At 35.0% G+C, this 17,590-nt stretch carries 19 protein-coding genes; 5 read left to right on the top strand and 14 right to left on the bottom strand.

Annotation, left to right across the window (positions count from 1 at the left end):
* Positions 1 to 256 precede the first annotated feature (256 nt).
* The gene (locus AC6CHK_RS02100; RefSeq protein ID WP_498093087.1) at positions 257 to 745 is read right to left on the bottom strand and encodes a YkgJ family cysteine cluster protein; all 489 of its coding nucleotides are present in this window, start codon (positions 743 to 745) and stop codon (positions 257 to 259) included.
* Positions 746 to 859: 114 nt separating this feature from the next.
* Between AC6CHK_RS02100 and AC6CHK_RS02095 the strand changes: the two genes are divergently transcribed.
* On the top strand, positions 860 to 1,243 hold the full coding sequence (locus tag AC6CHK_RS02095; RefSeq protein ID WP_498093085.1) for a group III truncated hemoglobin: 384 nt from the start codon (positions 860 to 862) through the stop codon (positions 1,241 to 1,243).
* Positions 1,244 to 1,276: 33 nt separating this feature from the next.
* Here the strand turns inward: AC6CHK_RS02095 and AC6CHK_RS02090 are convergent, their stop codons facing one another.
* The 7 genes from AC6CHK_RS02090 to AC6CHK_RS02060 all read right to left on the bottom strand — a co-directional run bounded on the left by AC6CHK_RS02090 (position 1,277) and on the right by AC6CHK_RS02060 (position 7,223).
* Positions 1,277 to 2,347: a calcium:cation antiporter gene (locus tag AC6CHK_RS02090; RefSeq protein ID WP_498093083.1), complete on the bottom strand. Its 1,071-nt coding sequence runs from the start codon at positions 2,345 to 2,347 to the stop codon at positions 1,277 to 1,279.
* A gap of 65 nt (positions 2,348 to 2,412) precedes the next feature.
* A complete protein-coding gene (locus tag AC6CHK_RS02085) occupies positions 2,413 to 2,745 on the bottom strand; it encodes a DUF6122 family protein (RefSeq protein ID WP_498093081.1) in 333 nt (110 codons plus the stop codon).
* Positions 2,742 to 3,461: a DNA alkylation repair protein gene (locus tag AC6CHK_RS02080; RefSeq protein ID WP_498093079.1), complete on the bottom strand. Its 720-nt coding sequence runs from the start codon at positions 3,459 to 3,461 to the stop codon at positions 2,742 to 2,744. Before AC6CHK_RS02080 ends, AC6CHK_RS02085 begins: the two co-directional genes overlap by 4 nt.
* Before the next feature lie 15 nt (positions 3,462 to 3,476).
* On the bottom strand, positions 3,477 to 4,763 hold the full coding sequence (locus AC6CHK_RS02075; RefSeq protein ID WP_498093077.1) for a cation:proton antiporter: 1,287 nt from the start codon (positions 4,761 to 4,763) through the stop codon (positions 3,477 to 3,479).
* Between the two features lie 11 nt (positions 4,764 to 4,774).
* Positions 4,775 to 5,410 carry a DUF4919 domain-containing protein gene (locus AC6CHK_RS02070; protein ID WP_498093075.1) on the bottom strand — a complete coding sequence of 212 codons (636 nt, stop codon included), beginning with the start codon at positions 5,408 to 5,410 and terminating at the stop codon, positions 4,775 to 4,777.
* Entirely contained in the window at positions 5,410 to 6,642 is a 1,233-nt protein-coding gene (hflX, locus tag AC6CHK_RS02065; RefSeq protein WP_498093073.1) for a GTPase HflX, read from the bottom strand. The genes AC6CHK_RS02070 and hflX overlap by 1 nt, the downstream gene beginning before the upstream one ends.
* A gap of 146 nt (positions 6,643 to 6,788) precedes the next feature.
* On the bottom strand, positions 6,789 to 7,223 hold the full coding sequence (locus AC6CHK_RS02060; protein ID WP_498093071.1) for an META domain-containing protein: 435 nt from the start codon (positions 7,221 to 7,223) through the stop codon (positions 6,789 to 6,791).
* Positions 7,224 to 7,309: 86 nt separating this feature from the next.
* Between AC6CHK_RS02060 and AC6CHK_RS02055 the strand changes: the two genes are divergently transcribed.
* Positions 7,310 to 9,508, top strand: coding sequence for a S46 family peptidase (locus AC6CHK_RS02055; RefSeq protein ID WP_498093069.1), 2,199 nt, complete (start codon positions 7,310 to 7,312; stop codon positions 9,506 to 9,508).
* Positions 9,509 to 9,596: 88 nt separating this feature from the next.
* Here the strand turns inward: AC6CHK_RS02055 and AC6CHK_RS02050 are convergent, their stop codons facing one another.
* The 5 genes from AC6CHK_RS02050 to AC6CHK_RS02030 form a co-directional block, all read right to left on the bottom strand.
* Positions 9,597 to 11,132, bottom strand: a complete 1,536-nt coding sequence (locus AC6CHK_RS02050) for a YifB family Mg chelatase-like AAA ATPase (protein WP_498093067.1) — start codon at positions 11,130 to 11,132, stop codon at positions 9,597 to 9,599.
* A 194-nt stretch (positions 11,133 to 11,326) separates the two neighbouring features.
* Positions 11,327 to 12,289: a T9SS type A sorting domain-containing protein gene (locus tag AC6CHK_RS02045; protein ID WP_498093065.1), complete on the bottom strand. Its 963-nt coding sequence runs from the start codon at positions 12,287 to 12,289 to the stop codon at positions 11,327 to 11,329.
* Between the two features lie 24 nt (positions 12,290 to 12,313).
* Positions 12,314 to 13,663 carry an outer membrane beta-barrel protein gene (locus AC6CHK_RS02040; protein WP_498093063.1) on the bottom strand — a complete coding sequence of 450 codons (1,350 nt, stop codon included), beginning with the start codon at positions 13,661 to 13,663 and terminating at the stop codon, positions 12,314 to 12,316.
* Positions 13,660 to 14,223, bottom strand: a complete 564-nt coding sequence (locus AC6CHK_RS02035; protein ID WP_498093061.1) for an RNA polymerase sigma factor — start codon at positions 14,221 to 14,223, stop codon at positions 13,660 to 13,662. The genes AC6CHK_RS02040 and AC6CHK_RS02035 overlap by 4 nt, the downstream gene beginning before the upstream one ends.
* Positions 14,224 to 14,309: 86 nt before the next feature.
* Positions 14,310 to 14,879, bottom strand: a complete 570-nt coding sequence (locus AC6CHK_RS02030) for a DUF4840 domain-containing protein (protein WP_498093059.1) — start codon at positions 14,877 to 14,879, stop codon at positions 14,310 to 14,312.
* 221 nt (positions 14,880 to 15,100) lie between these two features.
* Here AC6CHK_RS02030 and AC6CHK_RS02025 point away from each other — a divergent pair, with 221 nt between their 5' ends.
* The 3 genes from AC6CHK_RS02025 to AC6CHK_RS02015 all read left to right on the top strand — a co-directional run bounded on the left by AC6CHK_RS02025 (position 15,101) and on the right by AC6CHK_RS02015 (position 16,593).
* Positions 15,101 to 15,448: a tRNA-binding protein gene (locus AC6CHK_RS02025; protein ID WP_498093057.1), complete on the top strand. Its 348-nt coding sequence runs from the start codon at positions 15,101 to 15,103 to the stop codon at positions 15,446 to 15,448.
* Between the two features lie 113 nt (positions 15,449 to 15,561).
* A complete protein-coding gene (locus AC6CHK_RS02020) occupies positions 15,562 to 16,263 on the top strand; it encodes a 3'-5' exonuclease (protein WP_498093056.1) in 702 nt (233 codons plus the stop codon).
* A 3-nt stretch (positions 16,264 to 16,266) separates the two neighbouring features.
* Positions 16,267 to 16,593 (top strand): SUF system Fe-S cluster assembly protein, encoded by a 327-nt coding sequence (locus AC6CHK_RS02015; protein ID WP_498093054.1) that lies wholly within the window; start codon positions 16,267 to 16,269, stop codon positions 16,591 to 16,593.
* A gap of 112 nt (positions 16,594 to 16,705) precedes the next feature.
* Here the strand turns inward: AC6CHK_RS02015 and AC6CHK_RS02010 are convergent, their stop codons facing one another.
* A complete protein-coding gene (locus tag AC6CHK_RS02010; protein ID WP_498093052.1) occupies positions 16,706 to 17,542 on the bottom strand; it encodes a sulfurtransferase in 837 nt (278 codons plus the stop codon).
* Positions 17,543 to 17,590 lie beyond the last annotated feature (48 nt).

Here is a 17,590-nt window from a genome sequence, read left to right as displayed (position 1 = left end):
GGAAATTTTCCCGACTTTTTTCATAAAGCCTGTTCCCGGGGAAATGGGAAAAAAGTAATAGTGAAAGGAGAAAGTATTGATTGGGTTCAATACTTTTTTATTTTCAATATAAAAATCCTGAAACATTATATTTCAGGATTCCATTTTTACTTATCTAAAAAACTACTTCATTACTTTAACGTCAATTATTATGTTAAATTATCCTTTGAAATAACTTTAACTAAATTTAGAGCAATTTGGAGTTCTTTAATATCAATTACTTATTTAAGCTGTTCATCATTTTTTCAACAAACTCAAAAGCAGCGGGACAGATCACCGTATTTTTCATCATTAAATCATTAATCTGATAGATTTTTTTCCTGTCCGTATGAGGATATTCTCTGCATGCTTTCGGACGAACATCATAAATCGAACAAGTATTGTCTTCATTCAAAAAAAAGCAGGGAAGGTTTTGCAGCACTTTGTCCTGATCTTCATCAACCCTCAAAAATTTAGCTTCAAAATCGGCGGGTTTCATGCGCAGATGTTTAGAAATACGTTCGATGTCTTTTTCCGTATACAGCGGTCCTGTTGTTTTACAGCAATTGGCGCATTGCAGGCAATCTATTTTTTCAAAAACTTCATCATGAGCTTCCTGCACGACATAATCAAGATTTTTAGGTGGTTTCTTTTTTAAGCCATCTAAAAACTTTCTGTGCTCTTTTTGTTTTTGTAAAGCCTGCTTTTTGTAGAATTCTAAATTCATTATTGTTCTTCCTGATGAAGATTAAAATATGGTGCAAAGATAAAATATTGTTTTTATGAAATTTGTCAAGAATAAAATACATACTTACAATCTATTATTAACTAAATTTGATAGATGAAAAAGCTGGAATCAAGAAAAGATATTGAACTTCTTGTTAACAAATTTTACGAAAAAGTAGTTGAAGACGAAACGATCGGGTTTTTCTTCAAAGACATTGTGAAAGTAGATTGGGACAAGCATTTGCCTAAAATGTATTCTTTTTGGGAAAGTATTCTTTTCGGACAAATGAGCTACAAAGGAAATCCTATGCAGGTACATTTTCCGATCAATGAAGTACAGGCAATGGAAAAAAAACATTTTGCCAAATGGCTTGAATTGTGGAAACAGACGATTGAAGAAAATTTCACAGGTGAAAATGCCTCAATGGCTATTACAAAATCTGAAAATATCGCCAATCTTATGGCTTATAAAATGGAAATGGCAAGAAAATTAAAATAACTTTTTGAGTTTTTATTTTGCCGTGTTGTAACTTTAAGGTACAATTACCGTAAAGATATATGCAGCAAGGTTTACCAAAAGCACCGTTCCGTACAAAACATTGGTTTTTCCTCTGCTCAGAGAAAGCATAACGATAAATACAGATAGTGAAAGCAGAATAATATCTTTCTTATCAAGCCCCAAAACTAACGGAATATCGTAAAGAATACAAACGACAGACACCGCAGGAATACTTAATCCTATACTTGCCAATGCAGAACCTAAAGCCAAATTTAAGCTCGACTGGATCTGATTGTTTCTTGCCGCTCTGATTGCCGCCAAACCTTCAGGTAAAAGAATAACTCCGGCAATAATAACACCCACCAATGATTTGGGAGCGCCAATACTTTGCACCATATTTTCAATCGTTCCCGAAAGTCCTTTTGCCATGAGCACAACAATAATAAGACAGATCACCAAAAAGAAAAAGCTTACAATCGCCTGCGTTTTATTGGGCACATAATGTTCAGCAGCATTTTCATCGGTGATTACAAAATAACTTCTGTGTCTTACCGTCTGTACCATTAAAAACACTCCATAAATTACCAGACACGCAATAGACACAAATATTAATTGCGCGTCATTATAAAAAGGGCCGTTGACGCTTGAAGTAAAATTGGGAAGCACCAAAGTAATCACCAAAATTGAAACTATACTCACCAAATAGGTTGTAGCAGAGGTTCTTGCAAAAAATTGTTCATAATATTTGACGCCACCTATTAAAATACAGATACCGATAATTCCGTTGAGAATAATCATTACAGCAGCAAAAACGGTATCTCTTGCCAATGTTATAGCCTGCTCGCCACCGGCGACCATCAAGGAAATAATCAGCGCAACTTCTATAATTGTAATACAAAGTGCCAAAATAATTGTACCATACGGTTCGCCAACTTTATGGGCAACAACTTCGGCATGATGTACTGCCGACAATACACATAAAGTCAATAAAATACCTGCAACGATATCGTAAATCACTCCTTTTCCCATCAATCCGGAGAAATAATAGATAACCGCCAATACAGGAAATATGTAAGTATACTGTAAAAGTTCTTTTAGCTTCATAAGTGTTTGTAAAATACAAAAAATCTATGGCTTTTCAGTTCTTAAAAGAAAATATTAATAATATTTTAATGACACCAAAACTCATAATCCTGAAAATCAGTGAACATATGGAACAGAAGTCCAATACCTATTATTCTTAAATTCCCTTTAAAAATCAGCAGCAAAAAATACACCGCAATAGCATAATATGAATGTAAAAAATGAAAACCGATGCTATTTCTGCCCGGATCAAAGATAGGATCGGCAAATAAGTGATCCAAATCTACCAACATTGTCGCCAAAAGAATAAGGTACACTTTCTTCCAGTTGCTGCGGTAAAAAACAAAAGCAATAACCGCAGGAAAAGCAAGATGCAGAAAATAATGTGTAAATGTTTTCCAAAAGATGCAATCCATCATATTCGTCCTTTAAGATAATCCTGTCGTAGATCTTCGTCCAGTTTTTCGATCGCATATCGGAGACAGGTTCGGGGCATTTCTTTGTAATATTTATTTAAAAAATCAATAAGCTCTGCTTCATTTTTGTTTCCCATCTCCCTCAAAAGCCATCCGTTGGCCTTATGCATTAAATCGTGTGTGTGATTAAGGTTTTGCATAACAAATTCTTTCATTAAATCAAACGAACCTTTTTTCACAAAATACATTGTTCCTACAACAGCGATTCTTTTGTGCCACATTTGGTCGGAAGAAGAAAGCGTTCTAAGTAAATTTTCTTTCTGATTTTCAAAAGCGTAGCGTCCTAAAATTTTGTAGCAGCTTGTGTCTACCAAATCCCAATTGTTGATATATTGAAGATGATTTAAATAAAATTCTACTATTTCATCTTTTATGGCTTGTTCCTTTGCTTTTTCAAATTTAAAAATCAGCATAAAAAGCGCGGTCAATCGATGTTCATGAATTTCTGAAGACAGAATTTCGCTCAGTTCCTCCAAAGATATTTTCTGATGATATTCTTTGGCTACAGTTCTTTGATCGGGAACTTTTACACCAATAAAAATATCGCCTTCGCCGTATTCTCCTTTTCCAGTTTTAAAGAATTTTGGAAAGAATTCTGCTTTTTCGGGAATTGCGAGCTCAAGAAGTGCTTTTTTAATATCTTTTGTGAGATCACTCATCTTTTAATATTTAAATTAATTGCTTTCTTTTAACGGAATACTTTCCTGCTCCTGCTCTTCGGTGGCAATCTTTTTGGGATTGGCAACTTTCCCGATCGTAAGTCCCTGAACAATAATTGAAAAAACAACCACACAATAAGTAATGCTTAAAATAGTGTTGCTGTATTCACTTTTCGGAATCGACATGGCTAAAGCAATAGAAACTCCGCCACGAATCCCTCCCCAGAATAGCACTTTTATTGTCTGCGGACTAAATCTCGTTTTGGATGACATAAATCTTGTAGGTCCCCAAATCGAAATAAATCGCGCAAATAAAACCACAGCAATCGCAACAAGTCCCGGAATAATATAGTGATTCAGGTCTTTTATCATTAATAATTCAAAACCAATGAAAAGGAAAAGAATAGCGTTTAGAATTTCATCAATAAGCTCCCAGAATTTAATCAGGTAATCCTGCGTTATGGATTTCATTTTAAATTTAACATTAAAATTACCCATAAACAATCCTGCAGCAACCATCGTCAAAGGCCCCGAAATATGCATCTGGTGCGCCACGAGATAGCCGCCCATTACAACAGCAAGCGTTACCAAAACAGAGATAATATAATCATCGATCTCGCGCATCAGCCTGGAAGTAACCCAACCTAAAAGAACGCCCAGAAGAAGACCTCCTCCGGCTTCTTTTATTAATAAGATGGTGATGTTTTCAATTCCTAAATCCACCTGCTTTCCTACCGCAAGCTGTAAAACAACCGTAAAAACCACAACTGCCATACCGTCATTGAAAAGAGACTCGCCAGCTACTTTGGTTTCTAAAGATTTTGAAACTTTTGCTTGTTTCAGGATGCTTAAAACCGCAACGGGATCTGTAGGAGAAATCAATGCTCCAAAAACCAGACAGTAAATAAACGGCATTTGTATTCCGACAAGCGGAAGAAGATAAAACATACCAAATCCCACAATAAAAGTTGAGATAACAACTCCTGCCGTAGAAAATATCAGCACCGGCCGGAACTGTTCTTTAAGATCATTAATATTAATATGAATCCCGCCGGCAAAAAGAAGGAAATTAAGCATGGCTCCCATTAAAACTTCGGTAAAATCGATGCTGTTCATCAGATCATTCAAATGCCCAAAAGTTCTCGGAAGAAAGCTTTCACCAAATAAAACAAGAATAATTGAAACTACAATGGCAATCACCATAATGCCAATTGCACTTGGCAGCTTCAAAAATCTGTAATTGATATAAGCGAAAATAGATGCTAAAACGATAAGTACTGAAAATGAATAATATAACTCCAAATGAATATGTTTTAAAAAATTAAGTCTAAATAAAGTATTTTGATATAAATTTTATGTTTGTCTTTTTCCCAAATGTCGACGATACCGTCTTTCAGAGTTTTAGAATGTCGGGTGTAATCTTTTCCTACATTCATAATATTAAGAAAAATATACTCGTCGCCAACATTATTTACCTGAAAAGCTGTTTTTTCAGATTTTCCGTCACCGGAATTTTTTATTGCTTCCGTGAGAAGCCTCAACTGCGTAAAGTGATGTGAAAAATTGCTCACATCTTTCATAGAATCATACGCCCGCAACAGGATGAGAATAATATCAAGATTGGTCGGATCTTTCCCGTAAAGTATTTTACCCAGCCTTATGCAGTTTGCAAAATCATTAGCCTTGAAAGCTTCAGCAAGTTTATCGAAATCCGGTTCTGCGGTAGAAACTTTATTTTTCTTAAAATTTCTACCGTAATAAAGATGCTGCGCCTCTACACTGTCTAAAGATTTTGGATAAGCTTTAAACTTAAAAATAAGCTTTTCTTCGTTGTAAGGTGATTTCGGATTGCTAAGATTTCTTTCAATAGCTTTGAAATCGGGCTTCACCTTTTGACTGAATACAAAAAAAGGAAAAACAATGAAAAAAAACAAAAATTTATATTGCATTAATCTTCTTTTTCTGATTCTTCGTCTTCGTCATTATCAAAATATTCGAAAAGGAAATCATTGTAAGGAAATCTTGAAATATGGATTTTCATGACCTCATCGTAGATCAGTCTTTTCATTTCAGGGAAGTTTTCTTTAGTTAAAGCAGAAATAAAAACAGTCGGATGTTTGGATTTTGCCATCCATGTTCTTCTCCACTCTTCCAGAGAAATATTTTTGTTGGAGCTTGGTGTAAGATCGTCTTCGTCTTTTTTCTGATAACTGAAATCATCAATTTTATTAAAAACCATGATCATTGGTTTTTGATGTGCGTTGATTTCCATTAAAATTTGATTGACAGATTCGATATGATCTTCAAAACTTTCGTGAGAAATATCAACCACATGAATCAGAAGATCTGCCTCACGCACTTCATCCAAAGTAGATTTGAATGATTCTACAAGCTGAGTCGGAAGCTTCCTGATAAAACCTACGGTATCCGTCAAAAGAAAAGGTAAATTTCCGATTACCACTTTTCGAACGGTTGTATCCAAAGTTGCAAAAAGCTTGTTTTCAGCAAAAACTTCAGATTTTGATAAAGCATTCATCAAAGTAGATTTCCCAACGTTGGTATATCCAACTAAAGCGGCTCTCACAACTTTTCCGCGATTGTTTCGTTGGGTTGCCATTTGTCTATCGATGGTTTTCAGCTTTTCTTTTAGCAATGTTATTCTGTCGCGGATGATCCTTCTGTCGGTTTCGATTTCCGTTTCACCGGGACCACGCATTCCGATACCCCCTTTCTGTCTTTCAAGGTGGGTCCACATTCTGGTCAGTCGTGGAAGCAAATATTGATATTGTGCAAGTTCTACCTGCGTTCTTGCATAAGAAGTTTGCGCTCTTTGGGCAAAAATATCAAGAATAAGATTGGTTCTGTCGAGAATTTTCACTTCGGTTTCTCTTTCAATATTTTTGAGTTGAGAAGGTGACAATTCATCATCGAAAATGATTGTTCCTATTTCATTTTCTTTTACATATTCTTTTATTTCCTGGATTTTTCCGCTTCCCACAAAAGTTTTAGAATCGGGCTGAGTCAGTTTTTGAGTAAATCTTCTGTCTACCGTCGCACCGGCCGTATAGGCAAGAAACTCCAGCTCGTCCATATATTCCTGCAGCTTTTCCTCATCCTGATTCTGAGTGACAACTCCCACCAACACTGCTCTTTCGTAATTATGTAGTTTTTTTTCTAGCATTAAAATTGATATAATTTATAAGATTTACAAGATAATATTTTTAATCTTTAGTTCCAAACTAAGTTTTCTTTTTTTCTCATCATTCATAATGTTTTATTGGTTTATTATTTCAATATTATTAATAAATATGTTGCGTTTTCGAGATATTAATCCCAATCTGCCGCAATAAATTTCATTTCATTTCCTTTCTCGTCTGAAAGAGTTAAATGATGTCCTTCAATTGTATAGCTTTTCATGTTTTTAAACTTTTCCATGAAAGCATTTTCCAAATTCATTTCTTCACAAGCCATTTCTGTACTGCCTAATCCGGAAATATTTACCCTTCCATTATTTTTGAATTCAGAAATAAAAAAAATTCGGTTGCACCCCATCGATGCGCTTCCTTTAATTTTTCCGTCTTCTATTTCGTTTGTGAGATTGATTCCAGCTTTATTTTTTATCAGTTCCTGCTTTGTGAATCTGTCAAACGAAACCATCATCCATTCTCTCTGAATATGAGGTTTTTGTTTTTGTAATGGAGAACAATTCAGAACCGAAAACAGACAAAAAATTGCAGAAACAAAGATTATAATGTTTTTCATAATGAAAGCGAACCCATTTTCGTACCAATTAGAGAGAGATTATCGTAAAAATTAGTAAATTAGCCCCACAAAAATTATTTAAAAAAATGAAAAGAATACTTTTACTATTCACTTTCTTATTAAGCTTTGTCCAAATGAGGGCAGACGAAGGGATGTGGCTATTAATGCTCATCAAAAGATTAAATGGTGTTGACATGCAGAAAGAAGGCCTGCATCTTACTCCTGAAGAGATTTATTCTGTAAATAACTCCAGCCTTAAAGATGCTATCGTAAGCTTTGGAGGTTTTTGTACAGGAGAAATCGTTTCAGACAAGGGACTTATTTTCACCAATCACCATTGTGGTTACGGTGCTGTAGCAGCGGCTTCTACTCCTTCAAAAGATTATTTGAAGAACGGGTTTTGGGCTATGAAGGAAAAAGATGAGTTTAATGCAAAAGATCTTTATGTAAGATTTTTGGTAAGAATGGATGATGCTACGCAGAGAATCAATTCTAAATTAAACAACAATATGACCGCAGCTGAAAGAAGAGCTGTGATCGATGCAGAATCTAAAGCAATTCAGACAGAAAACTCTGAAAACGGAAAATATACAGTCGTTGTAAAAGATTTTTTCAACGGAAATGAATTTTATTATTTTGTTTATCAGGATTATAAAGATATCAGATTGGTAGGCGCACCGCCGTCATCTTTAGGGAAATTCGGAGGAGATACAGACAACTGGGAATGGCCAAGACACACGGCAGATTTTACAGTTTTCAGAGTGTATGCAGATGCAGCGGGAAATCCGGCAGAGTTTGCAGCAACCAATGTTCCATTGAAACCTAAACATTTTTTACCGGTTTCTCTTAAAGGAATCAAATCCGGAGATTTTTCTATGATCTTAGGATATCCTGGAAGAACAAACCGTTATCTTACTTCTTACGGAATCCAGCAGATGGTGACCAAAGACTATCCGGCTTGGGTTGAAACTTCAAAATTGGCAATGGATGTCATGAAGAAGTATATGGATAAAGACAAAGCAACTCAATTGGGTTATGCGTCTCAATATGCTTCTGTAGCCAATTATTGGAAAAACAGACAAGGAACAATAGACGCTGTTGAAAAAAACGGAACTATTGCCGATAAGCAAAATCTTGAAAGAACCTACAAACAATGGTCTGTACAACCGGGCAACGAAATGTATGACGGAGTTTTGGAAGATATCGGAGTATATTACAAACAAGTTTCTGACAGAAATGTAGAAAGAAATTATGCTTCACTTTTAACAAGAAATGCTAAATATATTGCATTGGCTTATCAATTGGCTCCGGCTTTGGATGCTTATGCAAAACAAGATATGGCAGGAAGACTTGCTATGAAACCTAAAGTTGAAGATGCTATAAAAAATGCATACGACAACATCAATACAGAACTGGAAGGAGAAATGCTGAACTCATTGGTAAATCTTTACCAAACAAGAGTAAAACCTGATGTTGCTTCTCCAACGATCATGGCTTTGGATGCTAAAACTTTGTCTAATGTTGCTTTTTCATCACTATTTGCCAATAAAACTTCTGTAACCAACTTTATCTTAAACCCAGACCGGTTGAAACTGGATGCAGATCCACTTTTAAAAATTGCAAGAGGAATTGCAGCAGACCAAAAAGCATCAAACGACAGATTTGTAAAAGTTGATGAAAACTTTGCTAATAACAACCGCTTATTCTTGGCAGGTTTGATGAAGGCAATGCCTGAGAAAAAATTCTATCCGGACGCTAACTCTACAATGAGATTGACTTACGGACAAATCGATACTTTGCCTATCAGAGACGACAGAAATTATTTTGGTGTTACTGATAACTACTACACAACAATGGAAGGCTTGGTAGGAAAATATAAAGCTGGCGACGAAGAATTTGATCTTCCACAAAGAGTATTGGCGCTTCAGGGAGCAAAAGACTACGGTCAATATGCTGACAAAGCAGGTTATCTTCCTGTTAACTTTCTTTCAAACAATGATATTACAGGTGGAAACTCTGGTTCTCCGGTAATCGACGGTGACGGAAATCTTATTGGAATCGCATTCGACGGAAATAGTGAAGCTTTAAGTGGAGACATTGTTTTTGAAGATAAATGGCAAAGAACAATCAGCGTTGATATACGTTTTGTATTGTGGACAATCGATAAGTTTGCCGGCGCAAGAAGAATTGTAGACGAATTAAAATTAGTAAAGGATGAAAATACTCCTGCTGACACAGGTAAATCTAAAATAAAAGACGTTCCTGCAAAAAAGAAAAAGAAATAATTTTTTTCTAAATCATATTTAAAACCGTGAAATTAATTTTCACGGTTTTTTTATTGTTGAGTTTTTAGGTTAGACGATCTTGAACGTTTTATACATTCCAAAACTCTCTGTCTAAACTTCTGTATTGTATCGCTTCAGAAATATGATCAGACAAAATGTTTTCAGATCCTTCCAAATCGGCAATTGTTCTTGCTACTTTCAGAATCCTGTCAAATGCTCTTGCAGAAAGGTTCAGTTTTTCCATAGCTTGTTTAATAAGGTTAAATGAGGCGTCATCAAGCTCACAAAACTTTTCAGTTTCTTTAGGACCTATTTGAGCGTTGTAACTGATCTGCAAATCGTTATATCTTTCGTTTTGAATTTCACGGGCCTTTAAAACCCTTTTTCTGATATCTTCACTTTTTTCACCTTTTCTTTTATCCGTCAATTTTTCAAACTCAACTTTTTGCACTTCCACATGAATATCGATTCTGTCTAAAAGTGGTCCCGAAAGCTTATTCATATACCGCTGCATTTCAAAAACAGACGATGTATTATTGGGATCATCGGGGAAATATCCGCTCGGACTCGGATTCATCGAGGCAACCAGCATGAAGCTCGAAGGATAATTAACCGTAAATCTTGCTCTTGAAATTGTAACTTCACGATCTTCCAAAGGTTGTCGCATGACTTCCAAAACCGTTCTTTTAAATTCCGGCATTTCATCTAAAAATAAAACTCCGTTGTGCGCTAAAGAAATTTCACCGGGTTGAGGATAACTTCCGCCGCCAACCAAAGCTACATCCGAAATTGTATGATGTGGTGTTCTAAAGGGACGCACGGTCATTAATGAAGTTTCTTTGCCCATTTTTCCTGCAACGGAATGTATTTTTGTTGTTTCTAAAGCTTCCTTTAAAGTCAGCGGAGGCAAAATACTCGGGACCCTTTTTGCCAACATTGTTTTTCCGCTTCCTGGCGGCCCGATGAGGATAATGTTGTGTCCGCCTGCAGCAGCAACTTCCATTGCCCGCTTTGCAGTTTCTTGTCCTTTCACTTCCGAAAAGTCAAAAGGGAAATTATTAATTTTATCCTGAAACTCTTTCCGTGTGTCTAAAACCACTTTTTCTAGTGCTTTTCCTTCATTAAAAAAATCAATGACTTCTTTAATATTCTCAACACCATAAACATCTAAATTATTTACAATCGCAGCTTCTCTTGTATTTTGTTTCGGTAAAATAATTCCTTTAAATCCTTCTTCCCGAGCCTGAATGGCAATTGGCAAAACACCGCGAATCGGCTGTAAACTTCCGTCCAGAGAAAGTTCGCCCATAATGATATAATCCTGAATATTTTCTCCAAGAATCTGATCCGAAGCCGCCAAAATTCCAATCGCAATACTCAAATCATAAGCTGCTCCTTCTTTACGCAGATCCGCTGGCGCCATATTGATGGTGATTTTCTTTCCAGGAATTTTATAGCCTACGTTTTTCAAAGCTGCAGAAATTCTGTAGCTGCTTTCCTTAATCGCGTTATCCGGTAAACCGACAAGATGATAACCAACACCGCCGGTATCTATATTTACCTCAATGGTAATTGTTTGTGCAGAAACGCCGTGAATTGCGCTGCCGTATATTTTAATCAGCATACATGTGTTTTGTCACAAAAATAATTATATTTTATTCATAAATGCCAAAAATTATATTATAAAAGATTTAAAAACAACAATAAACATTATTAATTTAAATCAAATAACAGCTAAACAATAAAAACGGCGCAAATAAATTTGCGCCGCATCCTATTTATTGAAAAAACTAACTAAAAATCCGTATTCAGGACTTTTTACTTTTTGATAAATTTATTTTTATATACTTTACCTTTTGAATCTTTTGAAACGATAATATAATTTCCCGGAACAAGGGCGCTTACATCAATAGCCTGGTTGTATTTATGATCTTTTTTTTGCAGCACAAGCTTACCCGACATGTCAATAACAGTGACTTCATTGTACATTTTATCAGATTCTTTTCCGATAAATAAAAGTTGTGAAGTTGGGTTTGGATAGATGCTTAAATTATTTTCTTTAGGCTTTGTTTCTCCGGTTGCAAGATTACAAAAGCTCCAGTTTCCAAAGTTTAACTGAATAAAAGCAAAATCACTTAGCATTTCACATTGGCTTGGGCAATATTCCGTACATGCATAAAAACCATATTTCCCTGACTGGCTGGCAATATATGTATCTCCCGTCGCACCCGGTATTATACAAGGTTCTGTAGGAGACGGCGGATTGCTGCTCGGAACACAATTGAACCATGTATGTACTCCATAAACTCCCGGAAATCCGTCATTCAACTCTACTGTTGCTCCGTTGCAAACATTATATTCGCCATTTATTTCCTGATAAGTTCCCGGTGTAAAATTTGCCATCAAAAAAGGCAGCCCGTAAGCATAGCCATCCGCAAGAATCGGTGTGCTTTCTGCTGTACAATCGTTTTCGCTAACTTCTACTTTAAAATAATAAAGCATATCATTAGTTCCATCAATGGTTAAAGTTTGAGAAGTTGCTCCCGGAATTGCGACCCACGGATTTGGATTTGGGGTCTGCCAATTCCATTCTTGCTTGTACCATTGATAATTCGCGTAGGTTTGCGTTGTAGAAAGCACTTCGGTCTCCGTATTGCAAAAAACCACTTTGTCGGCAAACATTGCTCCAAGTCGCGGACTTGTAATTGTCGGTGTACACTGTGCCTTAATATTGAAAAGGCTGAATAACAAAAAAGTTAAAAAAATTAGCTTTGTTTTCATATTATATATTATTTGATGAGTTTATTAATCAATTAACAGCCTGATTCCGAATTTTAAATTAAAATTCAGCGGCTTGTCATTATAAATCGTGTTAAAAGAACTATTATCCTTAAAATGATACCCAATTCCCGGTTCTGCATAAATTCCAATCTTGTCAACAACCTTGAATTGAACGCCCAAAGCGCTATTCACAGAAAGCTGTAATGGCTTTTTATTTATGTTTTCGGTTGTTTCTTCTTTAATTTCGTTGTTTACAATGTATTTCGTTTTAATGTTTCCTGTAATGGCTTTTTCAACCAATCCGCCTGCTGTAACGTAACCTGTAAATCGCCCTTTATTAACAACATTATAATTGATCTGCACCGGAATTCCCAGGTAATGAATTGTCTGGTCGCTTTTAATGAAATAAGAATTGCTCCCGGATTGGAGCTCCGTTGCTAATTTTGTATAATTAATCCCCGTTCCAATTCCCCATTTTTTATTTTTGTCTAAATTTCTAAACACAGAAAGTCCAAAAGTGACAGGAACTTTATGCCGTATTTTTGCATCGATTTGTTGATCTTGATTTGCCAAAAGAATATCCATCAAAGGATTATCTTCATACCCGGCGGTCCAGATTTCATCGCTGATGCTCATCGTGGCACCATTTAATGTGGCATATCCGGGAAACTGCTCAACTGAATTTTTAGATGCATTTCCTGTTAACATACTCAGCATCCAGGTTTTTTTTGAGTCTTTTTTTGCTAATTTTGGGTCTTCATTCAGTTTCTTCTTTTCTTTGGAAAAAATTTCATCAATTTCATCAACTTTATTATCTGATTGATTTTCAACAATTAAACGATCATTAATAACTTTTTCATATTGCTCGATAAGACTCACAATAGATTGATTTTCAGATATATTAATTTTAAAAGCATTTAAATTTTTACTAAAAGTCTGAAAAGAAGCAATATTCTTTGGCGCAGTATTTTTATTTGAAATTATTGAATTTTCGTCAGTATAATTTTTGTATAATTTATCTTTTGAAGCAGTGTTATCCACTTTGGTATTTGAATACTTTTTTTCCTGTTTTATGACTGTATTTACGATCGGCTGAGAAACTTCTTTTTTATAATATTTTTGAAACAATTCTCTTCCGCCAATGAAGAAAACAACGATAGTTGCAGCAATACCGGCCACACGATACCATAAAGTTTTAACATTGTTTTTAGGGGAATTTTTACTTTGGGCTTTTAAATCATTTATAGGAACAACTATCGTTTTGTCTGTTTCCCTGAATAATTCATCCTTAATATCATCCCACAATCCATCCGGAATATCTTCCGCATGATCTTCCATTTTATTGCGCATGTCATTTAACCATTGATTACTCATAATTGCGCTGTTTTTGACATTTTGTATTCTTTAATTTTCTGAACAAGCATTGCTTTAGCTCTATGAAATTGTGATGCGGAAGAATTTTCTGCAATTCCTAAAATTGCCGCAATCTCTTTATGACTTTTCTCTTCAAAGACATACAGATTGAAAACCGTTCTGTAACCATCCGGAAGAGATCGGATCATTTTCATAATCTTCGTTTGCGGGATTTCTTCCAGGTTTGGCTCTTCTTCATCCTCAACATCGGGAATATCAGATTCGGATATACTTAACTTAAAATCTGAGTTTTGCTTAATATATTTTAAAGACTCATTGACTACGATTCTGGTCATCCAAGCTCGCAGCGAACCATTGCCTCTACATTCAAAATTTTCGATTGACCGAAACATTTTAATAAAGCTATTTTGTAAAACATCGTGCACGTCTTCCTTTTCTATAATGTAACGTGAGCATACGGAAGTAAGGTTTCCGGAATAGGCTTCGAAAAGCTCCTTCCAGGCAGTTTCTTCCTTTGACAGAAGACGGTTGGTTAAAATTTGCTCCTTATTTAATTCCATGTACTACACTGATGTGTTACTTAACATAATAATCACAAAAATAGGTTGCCTTTTTTCAAAGCACAACCTATTTTTAACTTAATATTTTAATACTTTACACAATATGGAAAATCATATTTGATTGTTTCAAAAGGAGTTAATACTATTCCGTCCATCGTTATTTTTTCTGCCACCAAACCAAATCTCAAAGACCAGTCTTGTCCTACAAAAAACCCTTTTTGCTTGGCCGCCAATGTTACCACTGTGTTTCTATTGGTTCCGTTTACAGGAATTTGCAGGGTTATTGTTTTTGGTTCAAAGCTCAATTCTATTACATTATGATCGCTATTGATCTTTGATGTATAATCGAGTTTATATTCTACTTTTCCGATTGCTGCTATTGCCGCATCCACCTTTGCAGGATCTTGCACGACTGCTTTTACAATTTCCCTGATCGGAAACTCTTTAAATGTAATTACCGTATCTTTTGCTGTAAATTCAATGATTTTCTCTGTTCCGAGATTTCCTTGCGATGTAATCAGCTTCGCTTTATAATTTCCATTTACATCCGTTAATTTTACGGGTATTATTTCATAATCATCATTACACGAAATCAATGTAAATCCTGCAAATATCAAAACAGCTATAAAAGTTTTAAATGCTATAAATTTTTTCATTTTCTAATTTTATCAGTTAAACATTATTATTTCGAGTACTCATTATATAAATCCTTTTTTTGAAGAATCTTGCATCACCAATTTCATAAAAGGTCTTAACTAATTGGTTTTAAGGCATAAAAATTCATTGTTATAAATTTTTTATGATTTTATTATTTAATACTTTTGCTAAACATTGAATTTTAAACAGAAAAGAATAACACATTTATCAATTCACGATCATGATTATAAAACCAGAAATAACCTGGGCTGATTTTGAAAGAATAGACATCAGAACCGGAACGATCATTTCAGTAAATGATTTTGAGAAAGCCAGAAATCCGTCTTATCAACTAGAAATCGACTTTGGTAATTTAGGAATTAGGAAATCTTCAGCTCAAATTACAGCTCTTTACAGCAAAGAAGATCTGATCGGAAAGCAGATTTTAGCAGTTGTCAACTTTCCTAAAAAACAAATCGCCAATTTTCTCAGCGAATGCCTTGTTTTAGGAGTTTATGGTGAAGATAAAAAAGATGTAACGCTTGTTACAACGTCACTTATTACAAAAAATGGTATGCCTCTAGGATAATGATTTAATGAAACAACAATCCAAAAATTTATACTTCAGTTTGAGTATTAAATTTTAGAAGCTAATTATTAATTAGTATTCCTTATATTTCCAAAACAAAAACACAATTACAAATGATCCAAAGTATTCCTCTTGAAAGAATTCTATTTCTCGATATCGAAACGGTTCCAAATTCAGGCTCATGGAAAGATTTATCTGAAACCGAGAAAAATCTTTGGGACAAAAAGACAAAATTTCAGAGAAAAGAAGAAATTTCAGCAGAAGATTTTTATGAAAAAGCCGGAATTATGGCAGAATTTGGAAGAATCATCTGCATCAGCATCGGTATGCTTGAAAAAAACGATACATTAAAAATCAAAAGCTTTGCAAGTGATGATGAAAAAAAATTATTGATAGAATTTGGTGAAATTTTTAACAGTCCAAGACTTCGAAATGTCATTCTTTGCGCTCATAACGGAAAAGAATTTGATTTCCCGTGGATTGCGAGACGGTTTTTGATTAATGGAATGCAGCCTCCGACACCGTTTCAGATGTTTGGAAAAAAACCTTGGGAAATTCCGCATATCGATACGATGGAACTCTGGAAATTCGGAGATTATAAAAGCTTCATTTCTTTAGAATTGCTGGCTCACGTTTTTGGAGTTCCTACACCTAAAGATGATATCGACGGCTCAATGGTTTCATCAATTTACTACATAGAAAAAGACTTGCAGCGAATAGTGGATTATTGTGAAAAAGATGTCTTAACTTTGGCAAATATTTTCCGGCGTATGCGTCAGGAAGGTTTACTGAAAAGAAATATCAATTTAGATTAAGAAATGAAGTTTACAGACGATCAGATTGCCGATATCGGAGAAGATATTATAAGAATACTGAAAACCGTTTATGATCCGGAAATTCCGGTGGATATTTACGAATTGGGGTTGATTTATGATGTGCAGATTTCTGAAGACGGCGATGTTAAAATTATAATGACATTGACGACTCCCAACTGTCCGGTTGCAGAAACGCTGCCACAGGAAGTGAAAGATAAAGTTGCCGAAGTAGAGCATGTAAAAACCGTTGATTTGGAGCTTACTTTTGAACCGAGCTGGAATAAAGATATGATGAGCGAGGAAGCAAAGTTTGAATTGGGAATGCTTTAAAATTTTGAACAACATAAAAATAAAGGCTGCAATAATTGCAGCTTTTTTATTTTAAACCATTAAGGTAATTTAGGTGTGAAGAATATTAAGGTTAATGGTTGATAAATATTTCTTATATATCTTTTGCAATCTCTTTACCTTCTCTTCTGCTCCATTCACTCCACGATCCTACATATAAGCTTGGAGTTTGAAAACCAGCATGTTCCAAAGCTAAAATCGTGTGACACGCCGTAACCCCCGAGCCACAATGAATAATCAAATTCTTAGGTTTACTCTCCAATAACTTCGAATATTTTTCTTTTAAAACATCAGGTTTCAGGAAATTTCCATTTTCATCAAGATTTTCAGAAAAAGGAATATTGATCGCTCCGGGAATATGCCCCGCAACCAAATCAATCGGTTCAGATTCACCTTTGTAACGGTAAGCATCTCTTACATCAATTACAGTTGAAAAATTGTTTGTTAATTGATTTTCAACAACTTCTAAGCTTGAAACAGGAAGAAGCCAATTCTCTTTTTTAATTAATCCTGTTTTTTCAAAAGTTTCTTCACCTGAAGAAAACTCAAGATTATTTTTTTCCGCAGCCTGAAATCCTCCATCCAAAACCTGGACATTATTTAAACCAAAAGACTTCAGCATCCACCAAGCTCTTGCCGCTGCATTTGCGCCGTTTTTATCATCATAAATAACAACGTGCGAATCTTCTGAAATGCCAAGATTTGAAATCTTTTCTGCAAATTTTTCAACACTTGGAAGCGGATGTCTTCCACCAAAAGCTGCATCTTCACCTATTTCAGCCAAATCTTTGTCAAGATCAATGAATCTTGCTCCTTTTATGTGTTTGATTAAATAGTTTTGATAAACATCTTTTCCTACTCTTGCGTCGAGAATGATGAGGTTTTTATTTTGAAGATTTTTTAATTCGTTTGGGGAAATTATTGGCGACATTCTGAGTTTGGTTTTAAATTTTTCTCGCAGATTTAGCAAATTATACGG

It is taken from the genome of Chryseobacterium sp. GQ58 (assembly GCF_059758895.1).
This window is presented reverse-complemented; position numbering and strand designations above follow the sequence as displayed.

Coding starts and splice junctions, on each gene's coding strand:
- AC6CHK_RS02100 (WP_498093087.1), bottom strand. CDS start 745: ATGAATTTAGAATTCTACAAAAAGCAGGCTTTACAAAAACAAAAAGAG.
- AC6CHK_RS02095 (WP_498093085.1), top strand. CDS start 860: ATGAAAAAGCTGGAATCAAGAAAAGATATTGAACTTCTTGTTAACAAA.
- AC6CHK_RS02090 (WP_498093083.1), bottom strand. CDS start 2,347: ATGAAGCTAAAAGAACTTTTACAGTATACTTACATATTTCCTGTATTG.
- AC6CHK_RS02085 (WP_498093081.1), bottom strand. CDS start 2,745: ATGATGGATTGCATCTTTTGGAAAACATTTACACATTATTTTCTGCAT.
- AC6CHK_RS02080 (WP_498093079.1), bottom strand. CDS start 3,461: ATGAGTGATCTCACAAAAGATATTAAAAAAGCACTTCTTGAGCTCGCA.
- AC6CHK_RS02070 (WP_498093075.1), bottom strand. CDS start 5,410: ATGCAATATAAATTTTTGTTTTTTTTCATTGTTTTTCCTTTTTTTGTA.
- hflX (WP_498093073.1), bottom strand. CDS start 6,642: ATGCTAGAAAAAAAACTACATAATTACGAAAGAGCAGTGTTGGTGGGA.
- AC6CHK_RS02060 (WP_498093071.1), bottom strand. CDS start 7,223: ATGAAAAACATTATAATCTTTGTTTCTGCAATTTTTTGTCTGTTTTCG.
- AC6CHK_RS02055 (WP_498093069.1), top strand. CDS start 7,310: ATGAAAAGAATACTTTTACTATTCACTTTCTTATTAAGCTTTGTCCAA.
- AC6CHK_RS02050 (WP_498093067.1), bottom strand. CDS start 11,132: ATGCTGATTAAAATATACGGCAGCGCAATTCACGGCGTTTCTGCACAA.
- AC6CHK_RS02045 (WP_498093065.1), bottom strand. CDS start 12,289: ATGAAAACAAAGCTAATTTTTTTAACTTTTTTGTTATTCAGCCTTTTC.
- AC6CHK_RS02040 (WP_498093063.1), bottom strand. CDS start 13,663: ATGAGTAATCAATGGTTAAATGACATGCGCAATAAAATGGAAGATCAT.
- AC6CHK_RS02035 (WP_498093061.1), bottom strand. CDS start 14,223: ATGGAATTAAATAAGGAGCAAATTTTAACCAACCGTCTTCTGTCAAAG.
- AC6CHK_RS02030 (WP_498093059.1), bottom strand. CDS start 14,879: ATGAAAAAATTTATAGCATTTAAAACTTTTATAGCTGTTTTGATATTT.
- AC6CHK_RS02025 (WP_498093057.1), top strand. CDS start 15,101: ATGATTATAAAACCAGAAATAACCTGGGCTGATTTTGAAAGAATAGAC.
- AC6CHK_RS02020 (WP_498093056.1), top strand. CDS start 15,562: ATGATCCAAAGTATTCCTCTTGAAAGAATTCTATTTCTCGATATCGAA.
- AC6CHK_RS02015 (WP_498093054.1), top strand. CDS start 16,267: ATGAAGTTTACAGACGATCAGATTGCCGATATCGGAGAAGATATTATA.
- AC6CHK_RS02010 (WP_498093052.1), bottom strand. CDS start 17,542: ATGTCGCCAATAATTTCCCCAAACGAATTAAAAAATCTTCAAAATAAA.